Source organism: Pseudoduganella sp. UC29_106, assembly GCF_044055365.1.
GTDB lineage: Bacteria > Pseudomonadota > Gammaproteobacteria > Burkholderiales > Burkholderiaceae_D > Rugamonas.
Genome location: NZ_CP171977.1, coordinates 5,926,054 through 5,944,797, shown reverse-complemented (window position 1 = coordinate 5,944,797; position 18,744 = coordinate 5,926,054). Strand labels below are relative to the sequence as shown.

The 18,744-nt window shown below is 57.3% G+C and carries 11 protein-coding genes, 1 tRNA gene and 1 pseudogene; 9 read left to right on the top strand and 4 right to left on the bottom strand.

Annotation, left to right across the window (positions count from 1 at the left end):
* The first annotated feature begins 107 nt into the window (after window positions 1–107).
* From ACHMW6_RS29600 to ACHMW6_RS29575, 6 genes are all read left to right on the top strand, one after another.
* A complete protein-coding gene (locus ACHMW6_RS29600; protein ID WP_395402382.1) occupies window positions 108–1,313 on the top strand; it encodes an NAD(P)/FAD-dependent oxidoreductase in 1,206 nt (401 codons plus the stop codon).
* 199 nt (window positions 1,314–1,512) lie between these two features.
* The gene (rpsU, locus tag ACHMW6_RS29595) at window positions 1,513–1,725 is read left to right on the top strand and encodes a 30S ribosomal protein S21 (protein ID WP_005665410.1); all 213 of its coding nucleotides are present in this window, start codon (window positions 1,513–1,515) and stop codon (window positions 1,723–1,725) included.
* Window positions 1,726–1,857: 132 nt separating this feature from the next.
* On the top strand, window positions 1,858–2,307 hold the full coding sequence (locus ACHMW6_RS29590; RefSeq protein WP_395402377.1) for a GatB/YqeY domain-containing protein: 450 nt from the start codon (window positions 1,858–1,860) through the stop codon (window positions 2,305–2,307).
* Between the two features lie 206 nt (window positions 2,308–2,513).
* The gene (gene dnaG, locus ACHMW6_RS29585; RefSeq protein WP_395402375.1) at window positions 2,514–4,310 is read left to right on the top strand and encodes a DNA primase; all 1,797 of its coding nucleotides are present in this window, start codon (window positions 2,514–2,516) and stop codon (window positions 4,308–4,310) included.
* A 231-nt stretch (window positions 4,311–4,541) separates the two neighbouring features.
* Complete coding sequence (gene rpoD / locus ACHMW6_RS29580; RefSeq protein WP_395402373.1) at window positions 4,542–6,785, top strand: RNA polymerase sigma factor RpoD; 2,244 nt, start codon at window positions 4,542–4,544, stop codon at window positions 6,783–6,785.
* A 44-nt stretch (window positions 6,786–6,829) separates the two neighbouring features.
* Window positions 6,830–6,908, top strand: a tRNA-Ile gene (locus ACHMW6_RS29575).
* Between the two features lie 557 nt (window positions 6,909–7,465).
* On the opposite strand, the pseudogene ACHMW6_RS29570 reads toward ACHMW6_RS29575, so the two are convergent.
* Window positions 7,466–7,792 (bottom strand): annotated as a pseudogene (locus tag ACHMW6_RS29570) (helix-turn-helix domain-containing protein); the annotation flags it as partial.
* A gap of 240 nt (window positions 7,793–8,032) precedes the next feature.
* Between ACHMW6_RS29570 and ACHMW6_RS29565 the strand changes: the two are divergent.
* The 3 genes from ACHMW6_RS29565 (at window position 8,033) to ACHMW6_RS29555 (ending at window position 14,364) form a co-directional block, all read left to right on the top strand.
* A complete protein-coding gene (locus ACHMW6_RS29565) occupies window positions 8,033–8,701 on the top strand; it encodes a hypothetical protein (protein ID WP_395402371.1) in 669 nt (222 codons plus the stop codon).
* Window positions 8,702–8,720: 19 nt separating this feature from the next.
* The gene (locus ACHMW6_RS29560) at window positions 8,721–12,830 is read left to right on the top strand and encodes a hypothetical protein (protein WP_395402369.1); all 4,110 of its coding nucleotides are present in this window, start codon (window positions 8,721–8,723) and stop codon (window positions 12,828–12,830) included.
* Window positions 12,831–12,897: 67 nt separating this feature from the next.
* The gene (locus ACHMW6_RS29555) at window positions 12,898–14,364 is read left to right on the top strand and encodes a hypothetical protein (protein WP_395402367.1); all 1,467 of its coding nucleotides are present in this window, start codon (window positions 12,898–12,900) and stop codon (window positions 14,362–14,364) included.
* Window positions 14,365–15,105: 741 nt separating this feature from the next.
* Here the strand turns inward: ACHMW6_RS29555 and ACHMW6_RS29550 are convergent.
* From ACHMW6_RS29550 to istA, 3 genes are read right to left on the bottom strand one after another with little or no spacing between them, the layout of a single operon-like run.
* Window positions 15,106–15,438 carry a hypothetical protein gene (locus ACHMW6_RS29550; RefSeq protein WP_395402365.1) on the bottom strand — a complete coding sequence of 111 codons (333 nt, stop codon included), beginning with the start codon at window positions 15,436–15,438 and terminating at the stop codon, window positions 15,106–15,108.
* 19 nt (window positions 15,439–15,457) lie between these two features.
* The gene (gene istB / locus ACHMW6_RS29545) at window positions 15,458–16,234 is read right to left on the bottom strand and encodes an IS21-like element helper ATPase IstB (RefSeq protein WP_395408548.1); all 777 of its coding nucleotides are present in this window, start codon (window positions 16,232–16,234) and stop codon (window positions 15,458–15,460) included.
* A gap of 2 nt (window positions 16,235–16,236) precedes the next feature.
* A complete protein-coding gene (gene istA / locus ACHMW6_RS29540; protein ID WP_395400544.1) occupies window positions 16,237–17,850 on the bottom strand; it encodes an IS21 family transposase in 1,614 nt (537 codons plus the stop codon).
* Window positions 17,851–18,744 lie beyond the last annotated feature (894 nt).

The following is an 18,744-nucleotide window of genomic DNA, read 5'->3' as shown; positions in this document are numbered from 1 at the left end:
CGAAATGGATCATGAGCTCGCTTTGCAAGCGAGCTCATGATCCATTTCGTGCCTGACCCCAGGAGACGCCATGTAAAATAGCGGGTTTGGTCGGTTGAGGCGAGGGCATGATGCAGGTTGATGTGGCGGTGATTGGCGCGGGCGCTGCGGGGATGATGTGCGCGGCGACGGCGGCGCAGCGCGGCAAGCGCGTCGTGCTGATCGACCATGCGGAGAAGTTGGCCGAGAAGATCCGTATCTCGGGTGGCGGACGCTGCAATTTCACCAATGTTAATGCGGGCCCGGCCAATTTCCTGTCCGATAATCCCCATTTCGCCAAGAGCGCGCTGTCGCGCTACACGCCGCAGGATTTCCTGTCGCTGGTGAGGAAGCACCGCATCGGCTATCACGAGAAGCACAAGGGCCAGCTGTTCTGCGACGATTCCGCCGAGCAGATCATCAACATGCTGCGCGCCGAATGCGCGTCGGGCGACGTGCAGTGGCGCATGCCGAGCAAGGTGCAAGCCGTGCGGCAGAACGCCGCGGGCTTCCATTTGCAGACCGACCAGGGCGATATCCACGCAGGCGCTGTCGTGATCGCCACCGGCGGCCTCTCCATCCCCAAGATTGGCGCCACCGATTTCGGCTACCGCATGGCCAAGCAGTTCGGACTGAAACTGGTCGAGCCGCGTCCTGCCCTGGTGCCGCTGACTTTCGATGAAAACGAGTGGAAGCCTTTCGTCCCGCTGGCCGGCATTTCACTGGAGGTGGATGTGGAAACCGGCTCGCTCAAGGGCCGCAATCCGACCGGCGCGCGCTTCCGCGAGGATCTGCTGTTCACGCACCGCGGCCTGTCCGGACCGGCAATCCTGCAGATCTCCAGCTTCTGGCAGCCCAATACGCCGATCGTCATCAATCTGCTGCCGGAGATGGACCTGGCGCAGACCCTGATCGAAGGCAAGTCGACGCTCAAGAAGCAGCTGGGCAATATCCTCTCGCAATGGCTGCCGGCCCGACTGGCGGAAGGCCTGCTGCAAGCGCACGGCTATGCCGAAGACGCGCGTGTCGCCGACATGCCCGACGCCAAGCTGCGCAAGCTCGGCGAGCTGATCAATCGCTGGACCATCACCCCGAACGGCTCCGAGGGCTACCGCAAGGCGGAGGTCACGCGCGGCGGCGTCGACACCCGTGAGTTGTCGCAGCAATCGATGATGGTCAACAAGGTGCCGGGCCTGTACTTCATTGGCGAAACCGTCGACGTTACCGGGTGGCTGGGCGGCTACAACTTCCAGTGGGCATGGGCTTCCGGGGTAGCTGCCGGGCTGGCAATCTGATATCATTCCTCTCCCGGCAACGCCGTTATCGCCGGAATTATTGATGTTAGCGGGGCGGAAAGATTGCCCGTTGAACAGACGCGTTCTCCCTTTGGAACCCGCCTGCAGGGCCGGTTTAGCGTCCATTCCCTCTTCCATTTTTGGACAAAAGCTGCTAATATCGCTGTCTTCCTTAAACCCTAACGGTTTGAATTTTTACATGACCACTATTCGCCTTAAAGAAAACGAGCCGTTCGAAGTCGCAATGCGTCGCTTCAAGCGCACTATCGAAAAAACGGGTCTGCTGACCGAACTGCGCGCTCGCGAGTTCTACGAAAAGCCAACCGCAGAGCGCAAGCGCAAGCTGGCAGCTGCCGTGAAGCGCCACTACAAGCGCATCCGCAGCCAGCAACTGCCGAAGAAGCTGTACTAATATAGCTCTAGCAGGCACGTCCGCGCACGGCGCTTTGTTCGCCACGGATGCGCCACGTGCCCAGAGTTTCCGCCCGCTCCGGTTTGGCCGCAGCGGGTTTTCCTTTTTCTAACGCACACTTTTGAGGTTGCCATGAGTTTGAAAGCCCAGATCACCGAGGACATGAAAGCCGCCATGCGCGCAAAGGAGTCCGGCAAACTGGCCACCATCCGCCTGCTGCTGGCTGAAATCAAGCGCAAGGAAGTGGACGAGCAAATCGAAGTCAACGATGCCCAGACCGTGGCCATCGTCGAGAAGATGATCAAGCAGCGCAAGGATTCCATCACCCAGTTCGAAGCCGGCGGCCGTGCCGACCTGGCGGATATCGAGAAGGCTGAGCTGGTGGTGCTGACCGCTTATATGCCGGCAGGCCTGTCCGATGAGGAGATTGCTGCCGAAGTGCAGAGCGCTGTGGCCGAGTCCGGCGCGGCGGGGCCGCAGGATATGGGCAAGGTGATGGCTATCCTGAAGCCGAAGCTGGCTGGGCGGGCCGATATGACGGTGGTTTCCGGCCTGGTGAAGAAGGCGCTGACCCCGGCGTAACAAGCACGGCGGATCAAACGATCCGCCCTACACGAATCGCGGCTCGGCGGTTATTATTCAATGCCGCCGCCCGGGTATGTTCGGCGGATCGATTACCCGCGCCGCGTAGGGCGGATCATTGATCCGCCGCAGTGTTGAGTTACATCAACCTTGCACCACCCTGCGGCGGTATAGTCTGATTAGCAACAAAAGAAGACCGTCATCCAGTGATCCCGCAATCTTTCATTTCCGACCTGCTGAACCGCGTCGACATCGTGGACGTGGTGGGCCGTTACGTGCAGCTGAAAAAGGGTGGCGCGAACTACCAGGGCCTGTGCCCCTTCCACAACGAAAAGTCGCCCAGCTTCACGGTCAGCCCCACCAAGCAGTTCTACCACTGCTTCGGCTGCGGCGCCCACGGCACGGCCATCGGATTCCTGATCGAATACTCGGGCATGGGCTTTGTCGACGCCGTGAAGGACCTGGCCCAGAACGTGGGCATGGTGGTTCCCGAGCAGGACGACAAGATCCCGCCCGCCCAGCGTGCCGCGCAACAGCAGCAGTCCATGGCCTTGTCCGATGCCATGAGCAAGGCATGCGATTTCTACCGCGCCGAGCTGCGCAAAGCGCCTGGTGCGATCGCCTACCTGAAAGGCCGCGGCCTGACGGGCGAAGTCGCCGCCAAATTCGGCCTCGGCTACGCGCCCAACGGCTGGGATGGCCTGAAAGCGGTCTTCCCGGACTACGAAGCGCCCGCGCTGGTCGAAGCCGGCCTGATCATCCAGCAAGTGGACGAAGACGGCCGCAAAACCAAGCGCTATGACCGCTTCCGCGAGCGCGTGATGTTCCCGATCCGCAATACCAAAGGCCAGGTCATCGCCTTTGGTGGCCGCATCATGGAGCATGGCGAGCCAAAATACCTGAACTCCCCCGAAACGCCGCTATTTTCCAAAGGCTCGGAACTGTACGGCCTGTTCGAAGCCCGCCAGGCCATCCGCGACGCGGGTTATGTGCTGGTGACCGAGGGCTATATGGACGTGGTGGCGCTGGCTCAGATGGGTTTCCCGCAAGCCGTGGCGACCCTGGGTACCGCCTGTACCACCACGCACGTGCAGAAACTGTTGCGTCAAACCGACAATGTGATCTTCAGTTTCGACGGCGACAAGGCCGGCCGCCGCGCCGCACGGCGGGCGCTGGAAGCCTGCCTGCCCCATGTGTCGGACGATAAAACCATCAAGTTCCTGTTCCTGCCCGCCGAACACGATCCGGACAGCTATATCCGCGAATACGGCGCACCCGCCTTTGAGCAGCAGGTGCAGGAAGCGATGCCGCTGTCCCAGTTCCTGCTGCGCGAAGCGCAGGGCGAACATGACCTGAGCTCGCCGGAAGGCCGCGCCCGCGTGCAATTCGACGCCAAGCCCATGCTGCAAGCCATGCCGCCGACCGCGCTGCGCCTGCAGATCGTGCGCGGACTGGCGACGATGACGCAGAGCACGCCGGGCGAAGTGGAAGGGCTGTTTGAGCTGGCCAAGCCCGTTGCCGCGGCCCGCGTTGCGCCGCCCAAGAGCCGCCGCGAGCAGCCGGTGGGCCTGGAACTCAAGCTGATCCGCGTGCTGATTTGCCATCCGGGGCTGTCGCTGATGCTGGATGGCGACGCGCAAGCCGCGTTTAACCAGTTTGGCGCCGAGGCCGCCGAGCGGCTGGTACAGTTGACTCAGCTCGCGCAGGCGCTGGGCGAGCAGGGCACGTTTGCCGTCCTGGCCCAGCAACTGAAAGAGCAGGGCACGGAATACGACGGCATCATTGGCGAGATCGCCGCGGCGCCGGAACCGGAAATCGAAGCCGAGCGCATGTGGCTGTCCGCCACTGTGCGCCAATTGAAGGGTGATGCGTTAAAGAGGGAGTTGGATCAGCTGTTTACCGCCGGTTTGTCTTCCGAGGAAATTGGTGTACGCTACCGCGAAATTACTGCCAAGCAAGATGAACTGCGGCGGGAAGCGGAAGCAGAGCTCGGCAAACGATAGGAGTTACTTGCTCGCGCGCAAGGAACCCTGCCCGTCTGGTAATTGGAAAGTGCCGTGCTATAATAAAATGCTAAATATTGCAATATTTAGCGGTCCAGTTTTTTTGTTTGTTTTCAGTAGGTTAGCCCCCATATGGGGGTGTAGTAGAGTGGCAGTGCCGGACCTGGTTGTCGGCAGGTTCGTGAACCTATCCAAACCGTTTAGCAAGTCGTTGTGAAATCGAAAGCGCCTGTGCCAACTAAGAAACCTGAAACCAAAGCGGCTGAAAAGCCCCGCAAAGTGACCGCCAAAGCCGCCAAAACGGCCGATAAACCGGAAACCCGCGTCAGCAAGGCGCCGCCGGCGGTTAGTCAGACTACGGATGCGGCAGCGCTGGCCGCGATCGACACCTCCGGCTACGTATTGCCGACCGTGAAGGTGCCGGGTCGCCGTGGCCGCAAGCCGAAGGAATTCCAGCCGGAGAACGATGAAGTGGCGGCACTGAACGCCGTCGAGCGCGCTGAGCTGAAGGCCGTGGACAAGGCGAAAGCCAAGGACCGCAAGGCCAAGGAAAAAGCGCTGCTGAAAGACGCCTTCTCGTCCGACACCGAGGCTACCGAAGAGGAACTCGAGCGCCGCCGGCAAAAACTGAAAACCCTGATCAAGTTCGGTAAGGAACGCGGCTTCCTTACGTACGCCGAGATCAACGACCACCTGCCAGAGAATATCGTCGATCCGGAAGCGATCGAGGGCATTATCGGCACCTTCAACGACATGGGCATCGCCGTGTACGAACACGCGCCCGATGCCGAAACGCTGCTGCTGTCCGACAATGTCGCCACCGTTACCAGCGACGACGAAGCGGAAGCTGCCGCCGAGGCAGCCCTGTCCACCGTTGACTCCGACTTCGGCCGCACCACCGACCCAGTGCGTATGTATATGCGCGAGATGGGTTCGGTCGAACTGCTGACCCGCGAGGGCGAGATCGAAATCGCCAAGCGCATCGAAGACGGCCTGAAGGACATGATCCAGGCCATCTCCGCCTGCCCGGTCACGATCGCCGAAATTATCGCCACTTCCGACCGCATCCGCGCCGATGAGATCAAGATCGACGAAATCGTCGATGGCCTGGTCGATGAAGAAGCGGATGGCACTCAGCCTGTCGGCGCAGCCTCCGATGACGAGGAAGACGAGGACGAAGAGGAAGAGGACGAAGAAGAGGAAGAGGAAGAAGCGGCTAGCCCGAGCGGCGCGGCAGCAGGCTACACGGCCGAGCAGCTGGAAGCCCTGAAAAACGCTGCCCTCGAAAAATTCGATTCGATCGCCAACCAATTCGACCGCATGCGCAAGGCGTTCGAAAAGGATGGCTATAACTCGAAATCCTATGTGAAAGCGCAGGAATCGATTTCTGGCGAGCTGCTGGGCATTCGCTTCACCGCGAAAGTAGTCGAGAAGCTGTGCGACACCCTGCGTGGCCAGGTCGATGAAGTGCGTCACATTGAGAAGCAGATTCTGGATGTGGCCGTGAACAAGTGCGGCATGCCGCGCGCCCACTTCATCAAGGTCTTCCCGGGCAACGAAACCAATCTGGAATGGGTGGACGCTGAAGTGGCTGCAGGCCACGCTTACAGCGCCATCCTGGGCCGCAACATCCCGACCATCAAGGAACTGCAGCAGCGCCTGATCGACCTGCAGGCAAGAGTCGTGCTGCCGCTGCCGGACCTGCGCAACATCAACCGCCAGATGGCGGCCGGCGAGATGAAGGCCCGCAAGGCCAAGCGCGAAATGACCGAGGCCAACCTGCGTCTGGTGATTTCGATCGCGAAGAAGTACACCAACCGCGGCCTGCAATTCCTGGACCTGATCCAGGAAGGCAATATCGGCCTGATGAAGGCGGTGGACAAGTTCGAATACCGTCGCGGCTACAAGTTCTCGACTTATGCAACGTGGTGGATCCGTCAGGCAATCACCCGTTCCATCGCCGACCAGGCGCGCACCATCCGTATTCCGGTGCACATGATCGAGACCATCAACAAGATGAACCGCATCTCGCGCCAGATCCTGCAGGAAACCGGCGCCGAGCCGGATCCGGCAACCCTGGCGATCAAGATGGAAATGCCAGAGGATAAGATCCGCAAGATCATGAAGATCGCGAAGGAGCCGATCTCGATGGAAACGCCGATCGGCGACGACGACGATTCCCATCTGGGCGACTTCATCGAGGACAACAACACGCTGGCGCCTTCGGACGCCGCGCTGCATGCCTCGATGCGCGGCGTGGTCAAGGATGTGCTCGACTCGCTGACGCCGCGCGAGGCCAAGGTGCTGCGCATGCGCTTCGGCATCGAGATGTCGACTGACCACACGCTGGAAGAAGTCGGCAAGCAGTTCGACGTGACCCGCGAACGTATTCGCCAGATCGAAGCCAAGGCCCTGCGCAAACTGCGTCACCCATCGCGCTCGGACAAGCTGAAGAGCTTCCTCGAAGGTAACTAAACCTTGACGGATAGGGGATCACCCCCTATCCTCCCGTGTTCCTCGGGCCTCTAGCTCATGCCTGGTTAGAGCAGCGGACTCATAATCCGTTGGTGCCCGGTTCGACTCCGGGGGGGCCTACCAAATTTTCGTCGAAGAATCAGGGGTTTACACGGTATGTGCGGGTGCCCCTGATTTTCTTTCGGTGTGATGCACCTGTCCGTGTAACGGCTGTGTAAGTAATTTTCCTCAACTGTTCTGATCGCCGCACGGCAATTCGGCATGCCGATGTGCTTCACCGGCCCATCAGCTGCCTAGTTGTGTTTGGCTACGCTTACGACGATTTCTAAACATCTAGTTGAAGGTGCCAGTGAACCCAACGTCTTGTCGGCCATGGCATAACACAAGTTCGCTAAGTCGACCAAACCCCGAGCTCTGGCTTCTGACACAGTTTCCCGAAGCGTTGTGCTTACAAGCTCTACCAGACGTTCGTCGTTCAGACCATCGCCTGTTAGGTGGCTACCTAGACCTTGCAACCAGTTATCGAAAACTTCGTCGCTGATATCGTTCAAATCGACCGGCATGGATACTTTCCGAAGTAAGTAGTGATCTGATTCTAGAGCGGTGAAGTCATGTTGCAAGCCGCTTTGGGTGTTGCGTGTGTGTTTGCTCGCCGAATTGACCCGCTCGAGTTGCCCCGTCTTCCACTGTCTGGCAAAGGCTGCCACGCGGTCATATGACCCTTCGTAGCCGAGATCTTTCAGGTCTAGGTGAATCTGCTTCAGGTTGCGCCGCTGTTTTCTGGGCTTGCTTGCCTCGGCCTTGAGCCAGGCTGAGAGCTGAACCGAATATTTATCCAGGCCGCTCGATGAATGCAGCTCCGTATAGGAGGGCTCTGTTGTTTCCGACCTGAGATAGCGACGGACGGTATTGCGCGAGATGCCGAGTCGCCTCGCAATCTCTCGCAGGGGGATCTGGTCACGAAGGTGCCAGCGTCGAATTATGCCTAGCAATGCCACGTCGATCACTCCGATCTTCTGCTATGAAGACAGGTGGAATTATGCTACCGGTGGACCAGTTTTCGATGCAACTCAACAATTTGACGCCAAGTTAAGCAACGGCATGTGCTCCCTCAACGACAAGGACTGCATCGCGTATAGTGTCAGATGAATTTTCCGCGACATTGAGCTGTGTTTAGTTTTGAAACGCACTCCGCAGGATGGCGATTTACCGGAATCAAGACTTCCGAATGGCGAAAGGGACAATAGATGACTGGAGGCCACGCAACAACGGCTGGGATTAAGTTTCAATGCGAAGTGGGCGCATGGTTTGGTGCTCATATATTGAGCGAACGAGCGCCATTAGGTCTTCATGGCTCCTTGCCTGTCGCGCTCAAATTAGAGGTGCTGTCCCCCGTTGACGATATCGTTGTATTTACACAAGATGACGCCAATTGGTACATCAACGTGAAGGCAGAAGTGCCCGTATCTTCCCTTTCCAATTCTCGTTTTTCAATGGTCATCGACCAGTTTGTTCGTCAGGTTCTTGACGGCGTGGACGTGGGGACGAGTAAGGGTTCCCCCCGCAAGTGGAACAACGATCTTGATCGATTGGTGCTTGCCGTAAGGGCTGGAGGGAGCGCCCCCCTCATTGATGGACTCTCTCCAGTGATCCAGCGCTTGGCGGATGGCGCGACTCGGTTCCAGATGGACCTTCTGACCAATGAAAAGGAAAAGACCGCGTTCAACGCCTTCTATGCCCAGGCAAACTATCACTGGACTCGGCATGCTGGGACAAAACCTACTGAAACCGAGATATTGAACTTACTTGCGTGCGTTCGATTACTCGAGATTGACACGGTCGGCGCGGGATCGAGCGGCGGCGATAAGCATGCTGGAGTCGACGGTCGGCTCGGAACACGCTTCGAAGGCATTTGATGTACTAGTGACGGTTTGCATGGCATTCGCTGCGCGAAGGTCGGGCGGCGATATTGTCACGTTACGAGACGAGCTCAATACACGGGGAATTCCAACCCAACCGCTGCGGCGCTTTGCCAACGACATAGACAAGCTAAAGCAACGAACTGACTTAGCGCTGGCGGACATGTCTAGGTACGCCAAGATTGAAGTTCACACTGGCGATGACAGCGTCACGATGAATATTGAAATCCGACGCGCATGTGTCAATGCACTAGTACAAAGCGCAGCAAACAGCAGATCGTTTTTGGTTATAGGGGAACCAGGTGCTGGAAAATCCGGTGCGCTGTATCTAGCTGCGCGCGAGCTGTTAGAGCGTGGACACGATGTGCTTTGCTTTCAGGTAGATGAACTTGCAGGCGTTAATACAGATCCGCTTTCAAGTAACGCAGGATTGGAGCACTCGATTGCCGATGTTCTGGCGAATTGGAAGCCGAGCCAACCGGGGATTCTGCTAATTGACGCGTTGGATGCGTCTCGAGGGATGGGATCGGAGGCAGGTGTTCAAGCCCTAATCGCCGAAATTCGGCGAAAAGCGGGTCACTGGTCTGTCGTTGCCACAATTCGGAAATTCGATCTTCGCTATGGAACGCATTATCAACGCCTTTTTGAAGGAAAACCATTATCGACCCAGTTCGAAGACTCTGAGTTTTCGCGCGTAGCGCACTTGAATGTGTCTCGGCTGTCTTCGGACGAAGTAGGGCAAGTGCGAAAGCAATGGCCAGCGGTGGATGAAATTGCCAGAGCCGCGCCGGCTTCTGTGAATGACTTGCTGAGCTCCCCCTTCAACCTTTACCTGCTTGGTCGATCGTTGGGGCTGAACAACGGGAAATGGACTGTTAGCACGCAACTTGAATTGCTTGAGCAGTTCTGGAAGCAAAGGCTGGGGCACGACTTTGTAAGAGCGGAAGCATCAAGCAATGTGTTGGAATCGCTACTTATCAAAATGCTCCAGCAAAGGTGCCTATTCGCTTACACGTCCGGTTTCGATAGCACTGCTCTTCGCTCAATTGAAAAACTGCAAAGTGACGGAATTCTTTATCGGCCAGAATCGTCTCGGCAGCTGAAGTTTGCGCACCATATGCTTTTTGACTTCGCGCTCGCCAAGCTCATATTCATGCGTGATGGCGTTCGTTCTATTCCCGTCGCGCTAGATGAGTATGCAACCGATGTGCTGATGGTAGCACCGGCAGCAATGATCTCGCTCGCGATGGCGTGGCATACAGAGGCTGATCACCATAGCTTTTGGGAGGTCGCATTGGGCATTGCTATTAACGAAGGTGTGGGTGCGTTCCTGAGAACTCTGCCAGCTAAGATCGCCGCAGAACAAGTGCAAACTCCTGCAGACGTGGCTCCTCTGTTATTAGCGATGAGTGCAGAAGACGTTATGAAAAGAGATGGCGCCAGCTTTGTAGCTCGCCATGTTTTAAACGTCCTGCTTGCAGGTGTAGTGCCGGGGCAGCCAACGCTTGGCGGGGATGATGATCCATGGTGTGAGATCACCCGTGATTTTTCATTGGCATCGGTCAAGTCTTTGTATTGGCCGCTTAACGCGGTAATTGCCACATGGTCCGAGCATGACCTGTCTAATAAAGAGGCTCTTGCAATTGGAGAGGCGTCCCGTCATTTATTGAAAGCTCAGCTGGATGCGGGAGAACAATGTAATGATGGCGTGGTGTCAGCCTCAATAAAGGGAATTGCTAGGACTATCGGCACGTCCCCAACTGAAAGTGCGGCGTTGATTCGCGCCCTGTTGCTGCCGGAGCGAGTGGTGAAAAAGGGCCACACTGAGTTGTTCTGGCTGGCGAACGAATTCAAAAAACTCGCGAAGCAAGACCCAGGTCTTGGGGCGGAGATTTTTATCGCCGCCTACACAGCGCCACTGCCTAGTCGAGAAGAAAAGACCTCCCTCAGCGAAAGTAGAATTTTGAGCCTTTCGTCAACCAGACTGCAAGATTTTCAAGGCGTCTTATACGCATTGGAAAGGAGCCTCGACTGGTTCATTAAATTCGCTCCGAAACACGCGGCTCTTGCTTTAAAAAGCTCGCTAGATCATTACATTCTCGGCAGGCAGACCCCAGGTCGGCCACCGAAGTCTGCGAGTACGAACTTTGGAACTACTTCCGTTTGCATAATCGAGGATCTTAGTTGTATCTGGTGGAGCCCCAATTCTACTTATCACGATACCTACGCAAAATTACTTGAGGCTCTTTATGAAGATCTGAAGGATGCGCCGCTCGAGCGCTACGAGCAGCTTGCCGAAATTTTCTTTGTGAAGGAAGTCTGGGCTGGGGTAGCTACTGCATTCCTCCGGTCAGCGACCAGCCGAGAGGATGCTGGTGGACACATCTTTGAATTGCTGACGTCACCAAGCGTACTAGCGCTTACAGATACCTCATATGATGCAGGGCAGTTTTTAGAAGCCAATTACATGAACCTTTCGCCGGGTGCTAGTGGAGCTATTCAAGACGCCATTCTGCAAATCGGTGATGAAAGGCAGCGAAAAGTCTACGTCGGTTGCTTGATTACCGCAGGGGCAGTGGTGGGCACTCTCGTGCCTGGACTTCGAGAATTGGTTCAAGCCGACGAAGTCATGCCTCCTAATCGCCCGCACTTTTCCATTACCAGTGGATGGAGTGATAACGATGAAAACTGGTGGTTGAGGGAACAGGGCGTTGATCTTGAAGATGAGACGGTTCGTGAGTTCATTCGCATTTCCGATAGCCTTGAAAAGGCTACTCCTACATCGACCGAGATTCCTCCTTTGCAGGAGAAATGGGAACAGGCCACCAATCTTCTGGTGCGAATTCAACAAACGGAAAGCTTGAACGACGGCTTGAGAAACAAAGTGATGGACGCGATCGGGGAAGTCGCCGATCAGATATGCCAGCTCCCATCGGATAGTGATCAGCTACAGTTCTTCCAAGGCGTCCGCAACGCGATTGCAGCCTGCCTGGACGTTGGTCTGGCCCCGAAGCCGGAGACAGATGAAGACGCTGAACGACAGTTTGTTCGCGGCCCAAGTTGGGGACGGCCCGCTCCAAGAATTGTAGGTGCAGGGGCGTTAATGGCATACATTCGACAGACCGGATCTGCGTCTCCAGAGGACAAGGCGATGGTTTTACGGCTGGCAGAGGATCCTGCGGTAGCCGTTAGGCACGCAATTCTATCGAGAGCGAATGTCGTGTGTGTTGCCTCGCCAGATTTGGCTAAGGACTTAGCTGAAATTGCCTTCTCAAAGGAGCGAAACGAAGGTGTTCTGAAGTTCTTCGTTCATTCATTTGACAATTACGTTAGCCAGGACATCGGTTGGTCGTCATCGCAAGTGCTTGATCTGGAAAGAAGGCTGGGGGCCTCAGCCGAAGAGGATCGCCCAGAGAGTCTGAGGACAGGCATTGTTCGCACCGTATTGCGGTTCTGGCTAACCTGGGGTATCGGCGCTGCCGAGGAACGGGTCAAGGAATGGGCCGGTGATCCGCTGCGATATCATCAACAAGTGCACGCATTGATAACCGATTTACGCGAATTGGTCGTATTTGGTGAACCCGATGGCTTAGAGCAGCGGAGCGATGACATTCGCAAGAAGGCATGCTCGCTCAGCGAACTGATTATTCGTACGTTGGTAGCCAACTTCGAAGACTTGTGGGAACGCGCAGCGGATGACTCTTCCGTTCGCGATCCGCTAACGAGCACGACGCGATTGTTGAATTCATGCGCCAATCTGCTCTATTTTGGATCTGGTGCATATGATTTGAGTAAGTCAGAGCAATTGAAGTCAGACGCACGGGCGCAGAAGATTAGAAGGCGCTTCCTCCGTGAATATCTGCCGAGTTTGCAACTGCTTGCAAGGATTTCTTACCCTGCAATCACTCATCCAATTTTGGAAATCGTCGAAGCAATGATTGACGATGATCCTGAAGTCCTACTTCAGTTGGTCTTTGATGCGATGCGGGGAGGTAAAGAGGGCGGGTATCAGTTTGAGAGCTTAGGCGCAGATCTAATAGTCAAGATAGCGCGAAGGTATCTCGCTGACTACTCCTCGATATTATCGAACTCCCCGACGAACAGGGTGTCTCTTTGGACGTTCTGAATGTGTTCGCGGATACCGGGTGGGCGGAGGCCAAGAAGCTAGTCTATGAGCTTCCGGAGGCTATGCGTTGAATCCGTCGGAGATGAATAATTTTGCGAAAACCCTGCAGCGGCTTAGTTCGCAGATGCTTGAAGAGACTTTGCCTTCTATTCAAGTGAAGTATGCGGAGTTGTCAACGACCAGGAATCCAGGCACTCCGGCGATGGCGCGGGAGCTAATAAACGAAGCTCAAATTCGACAGTATGTACTTGATCCGTTGCTTGCTTCACTTGGTTGGGATCTAACTACTCCTAATACGATGTTAGTTGAGGCACCGGCGGAGCCAAGTTCTGACGAAGGTAGCCGACGTTTCCTTGATTACCTAGGGCAAGCCTCCACTGTCGAGAAAGAGGCATTGTTAGTGGTGGAAGCTAAGCGACTTTCATTAGAGCTGCCAACCATCAGTGATGTGCCCGATTCGACTAGTGTTTGCCAAGCGCTTATCGCCGCAGTTAAGAAACGACCCAAGGTTATCACTAAAGAATGGACGGAAATTCTCTGCACGCTCGTTGACTACGCGAAGCGACTTAGTGAGTCGAACGTGGGAGCACCACTTCGGATGGCACTCATGAACGGAGCATGGATCGTTGTTTTCCTGAATCCGCGGAAGACTCTAATTGAGCAGCGAATCGAGTCGGACGACATCCTGGTCGTCGCAGATATTGCTGATGCGTTGCCGCAGGTCCCTGCTTTATATGCGAATCTCGCGTTTGGTGAACTTTCGAGCACGTTGCCTCCACAGCACTTTGTCAACTTTGGGCGTTTGGTTGCCGGCAATAGCGGAGAGTTAGAAGCTACGTTCGCTGTAGAGGTTGAAACTGGTGACATTGGGAGTCGACCGCTAATGCTGCTTTCCGAAAGTGTCGCAGTAAAGTTACCTAGTGGTGCCTGGGTGCGGTTCCGTGATGGAGCAAAGGATCCACGTGTCCTACGCGACGATGAGGAAATTAATGGCGACATGAAAGAAATCTCGCAACGTACTTACGATCTTTTTGGAAAGCTCTCCGCTCGGCGTCCTTTGCGTTTGATTGAAGCTGCAGAATACGAAGCGCAACAGACAAAAGTGCTCGCATTCCCCTCAACGCATTTGCTCACGCTTGAGGGTAAGGGGCGTTATGTCTGGTATTTGGGAAAAGAAAGCGCCCCGATTCGAGATCCGAAAGAACATGAAGGATGTCCTTACCACCGACATGATGCTGCTCAGGCAGTTGGCATGGGGCAGCCGGACAGCGCTATCAGAAAACGCTCCATTCAACCGCCCGTTTATTTCCCAAATGGATCGCCTTATCACTGCGCTCATAAGAATGTTCACGCTTTACGACAGGAGCGAGGTTGCCCCATCTTTTACATGGAAGAGCAACTCTGCTGTCGAGCGTGCTCATTGTACGGGCGGTGCTGGCCTGAGAAGACTACGGATTTGCCATGTGTGCAATCGCTACAGGAAGAAGTCGATCTATTGGCGGACTATGGACCAGGGGTGGAGCGCGTAAATTAGTATCGAGCGCTTGATGGCCTTGATTTCAGAAATTTGGGGAAATTTCGCGGAAGTTTAAAGGGGCCTGGGAATGCGGCGCGGCCAACGATATGGGACGCACGAAGCCGACATCTACTCGAACACTTGCCAGGGGGAGCTTGTGCACTTTGGTCGGCGGTCACTGTAGGTTTCCCAATTTGTCCAATCAGTGGCGGAAGCACGGCGTGGCGCCGTGGTCCGGCTGGTTTTAAGGTGGCCTGGTGGTTGACACATGGCGGAACATATCAATCACCAGGCCGGCTGCCTAGGACTGGAGCCACCGCCTCATGGATGACGACGAGGCCACTATCTCCTCCGGAGCAGAATTACTTTGACCAATTGCCTCTGGTGGAACAGTGGCACCGCTTACCAATGGGGGCGCAGGGATGTCCTGAACCTGCATGGCGAGTCGAGGATTGGTGGTTCGATTCACTGCGAATTGATTCGCAGTGTCCACGGCCGTTTCTGTTCGCCCAGTTCGAGACCTCAGCCAAGTCGAAATCACATGAATCTGTTGATCGACATCGCCGGCAGGATGGCCTGTCTCCGCAACGTATCGCTCAAGGGCCAGACGCACTAGCTTTCCGCGTTCGCGAACAGGCGTCATCGCCAGAAGCGTATGAACGTCCGGTGCCTCCTGAAAAGTCAGGCTGATACGAACAGTGATTTCCGTGCCGACTTTGGGTGGCTTTTCCGCTTGTGGTGACATAAGAGAGCTCGGTATCAAGACTGAAGCAGCGACAACAAACCGAGGCGGCAGAAACCTTCCGCTACCATCATACGCGGCTCGTCACTGGAGATAGCGTTGGGATACCGTTGTTTCAGTTCTTTGAGGAGCAGCTCGGCGCCGCCACCGCCAACGATGATTCCATCAAGTACTGCAGCCTTTTGGCCAAAGACCCGGTTGGCTTCATCCATCACCACAGCTTCAAAGCCAGCCCTCGCTTGACGCAACAGATGCGACACATCGACCAATTCCCCGTTGGCCAGGTTAAATTCCTCCACCTTTGGCCAGGTCAAATTCCCCCAGGCAGGACAGTCCGGATTGTAGTTCATGTTCCTGCCGCCGGCCTTGTCAGTCCTGCTTGACGTCGGCAGACGTCAAGCGCGTAAGCCGCGACGCTGCCTCCTTCAGTCGGTAGCTTTTTCCCTCGAACTCCAGGATCTGCGCCCTGTGCATGAGCCGATCCAAGATGGTGGTCGCCATCGTGTTGTCGCCAAGGTACTTGCCCCAGTCCTGCACGACCCGGTTGGAGGTCACCACGATGCTGCGCTTGAGTTTGTAACGCTGGTGCACTAGCGTCTGCAGCAGCTCACCGGCCTTGTCGCCGATACGGCGCGCCAGGAACAGATCGTCGAGGACCAGAAGATCGGCGTCGATCAAGGTACGTAGCTGCTGCCGTTGTTCGGCATCGCCACCCAGCGCATAGGCCGCGAACGCGCCGTCGGCCTCCAGGTAGCGCACGTTGTGCCCCTGCAGCGTGGCCTGGTAGGCCACCGCCTTGGCGATGTGGCTCTTGCCGGTCCCTGGCCTGCCGATGATCAGGGCGTTCTGCCCCTCGGCGACGAACTTGAGGGTGTGCAGCTCGAAGCAGGCGGCCCGTGGCAGCTTGGGGTTGAAACGCCAGTCGAAGTCGGCCAGCGACATCCGTTCATCCAGTCCGCTTTGCTGGAAGCGCCGTTCCATCAGGCGCGAACGGCGCCGGTCCAGTTCATCCTGCAGGATCAGCGAGAAGGTGTCGAGGAAGGGCTCCTGGTTGGCTTGGGCCTGCAAGATGCGGGTGTCGAGAGTGGCGCGGATGCCCGACAGACGCAGCTCGCGCAGGGCGCGCTCGATTTCGTTCATGCTCATGCTCATGGTGCCTCCGTGGTCGGTGTAATGGCGGCGCTGGCGTTCGCCGCGCGCGTGAACAGGTCGGCGTAGTCCTCGCCTTCGCGGATCAGTGGATGGTGCTGCTGCAGGTCCAGTTCGGCCTGGAGCGGCGCGTCGATCTTGGCCAGCGCCTGCGCCAGCAAGCGTTCGGTCAGGACCTTGATCGACTTGTAGTTGCGCACGTTCTCCTGCAAAGCCTGGGCGCAAGCCTGGTCGATCAGACGGCGCGGAAAGCGCTTGGCCAGACCCACCACGCCGCGCAGCTTGCGCTGGCCCACTCGCCCTTCATGCTCGAACCATTGCTGGCACAGGGCCAGCGCGGCGTCGCCGATGTCGCCGGCCTGGGCCAGGATGCGGCGCGTTTCGCGTGAGGGGTTGAAGGGCCGCTCATCGTCGGGCAGCAGCACGCTGCCGGGGCGCTGGGCGCGCGGATGCGTGCGCAATAGGGCCAGCGTGAAGCGGTCGCGGATCTCGACGTGGCGCTCGAACAGGCGCACTAGCACCCGGCTGCCGATCTTCGCCGGGCGCGCCGCGTAGCTGCTATGGTCGATGCGGATGCAGGTGTCGTCGGCGACGGTGCGCTCGCACTCGGTGTAATAGCCGAAGCCCTGCTGCGGCAACGCGCCGAGGTGGGCGCGTTCCTCCTGAAACATGGCCTCGACCTGGCGCTTTGCGCTGCCGTGGATGCGCGGCGCCGCCCACTTGATTTCCCATTGTTCGAGGAAGGCGTTCTGCTCCTCGATGGTCTCGAAGCGGCGTCCCTTGAGCGCGGTGCTCTGGGTGTGCTGGATCGCGTTTTCGACCGTACCCTTGCGGTTTGGGTCACGCACCCTGGCCGGGTCGGCGACGACGCCGTAGTGGGCCAGCACGTCCCTGTAGACGGGGTTCAGCTCCGGTTCGTACAGGTCGGGCTTGATGACGCCTTCCTTGAGGTTGTCGAGCACGACGTAGGCCGTGGTGCCGCCGAAGTACCGGAAGGCCTGCTCGTGCAGTTGGGCCCACGTTTCCTTCGATGATTTCCAGACCACACGCCGGAAGCAGCGCCGCGAGTAACGCAGGGTCATGACGAACAGGCGTGGCCGCCGGTATCGGTCGCTGCCGGCGATGCGCGTCAGCGCGCCCTCGCCGTAGTCGACCTGGGCTTCCTCGCCGGGCGCGAACTCAAGGCGGTCGAACTGCTCCGGATCGCGCTGCACCAGACGGCCGGCGAAGCGCTTGACGCTGTTGTAGCGGCCCGTGAAGCCGAATTGGTCGACCAGGTCCTGATAGATCGCCGTGTAGTTGCGGCGAAGGCGCAGCTGGGCCTCGATGAAGGCACGGTGTGGTTCGCACAGGGACTGCGGGCCGGTATCTGGAGCCGGTGGCCGGGGTGGGGGAATTTCAAGCGGGGCGCCGGTGGCCGGGGTGGAGGAATTTGCTGTCGCTGATCCGGCGGCCAGGGTGGGGGAATTTGGTTCCGGCCCGGTCGTGCCCAGCGCCAGGCGGCGGATGGTTTTTCGGTCCACCCCGGTCAGCCGCGCTATCTCGCGCTGGCTGGTGCCGGTTGCCAGCAGCGTGGCGACTGTGGTGCGTTTGTTTGGTTTCAAGACGTTCACCCTCCATGCTCCCCTTCGATGGTCGAAGGGGTAAGGTTACGTCCTGCCAGCGGGATTGCTCTCCGGGGACCGCCAGCCTACAGCAGCGCTACTCGGTCAGGAGGTGGGGGATTTTGACCCGGCCAGGGGTGGGGGATTTTGCCCGGCCAACGGGGAACGTGGACGATCATTTCGCGATAAGCGGGTGTTCGCGACGTCCGGACAGATCAGCCTGCGACAGGGAGAGTGGCTTCCTCCAGAGTGCCGGCTGCCATGACGAGCTCGCCGAATAGCTAGGTGCCTAGGCGAACCAAGGCCGTGTGAAGCGCACCGGATCGCCCTTGTGGAAGACTTCGTGTATGAAACCGGTGCGTGCAACAAAGGCGGATTTCGGCGTCGCTGACACTCGTCATGGCGCGTACGAAGATGCCCATCAGCCTAATCATGTCGCGGCAGACGTGCTCGCCAGCACCAGCACAGATATCGGCTCTTGAACGCTAAACGTGCCTACTATGCATCTGGCGCCATCATGAAGTTTGCGGATTGCGACCTGGCTGGGAATTGCAGATCGGTCCCGCCCGTACTGGTCGATAACAATTTCGACTATGCGCACCACAAACAGGAAAAAGATAGCGAAAGGTAGCGATACGGAGCTGTGCCGAGTTGCTACGGAAGTGATAATGGGCACAGCTTAAATATGCTGGCCGAAAGTCTGACTAGCGGTTCTACTTCAAACCTGGCGGTAATTGCTTCAGTGACGGCGGATATCAACACCGTTCCGCAGCATACCCGGTTTGAGCTCAACCACGTTGACGATTAACGGCTAAAAACCTTTTTAATATGGCGGGCGATGAACATCAATGGTGCCCAGAACATCGCCCATCCTTCGGCGAGACCTTGACTAAAACTGGCAGC

Bases quoted from the DNA above. Each gene is read 5' to 3' on its own strand.
- ACHMW6_RS29600 (WP_395402382.1), top strand. From the start codon at position 108: ATGATGCAGGTTGATGTGGCGGTGATTGGCGCGGGCGCTGCGGGGATG.
- rpsU (WP_005665410.1), top strand. From the start codon at position 1,513: ATGACCACTATTCGCCTTAAAGAAAACGAGCCGTTCGAAGTCGCAATG.
- ACHMW6_RS29590 (WP_395402377.1), top strand. From the start codon at position 1,858: ATGAGTTTGAAAGCCCAGATCACCGAGGACATGAAAGCCGCCATGCGC.
- ACHMW6_RS29565 (WP_395402371.1), top strand. From the start codon at position 8,033: ATGACTGGAGGCCACGCAACAACGGCTGGGATTAAGTTTCAATGCGAA.
- ACHMW6_RS29560 (WP_395402369.1), top strand. From the start codon at position 8,721: ATGGCATTCGCTGCGCGAAGGTCGGGCGGCGATATTGTCACGTTACGA.
- ACHMW6_RS29550 (WP_395402365.1), bottom strand. From the start codon at position 15,438: ATGAACTACAATCCGGACTGTCCTGCCTGGGGGAATTTGACCTGGCCA.
- istB (WP_395408548.1), bottom strand. From the start codon at position 16,234: ATGAGCATGAACGAAATCGAGCGCGCCCTGCGCGAGCTGCGTCTGTCG.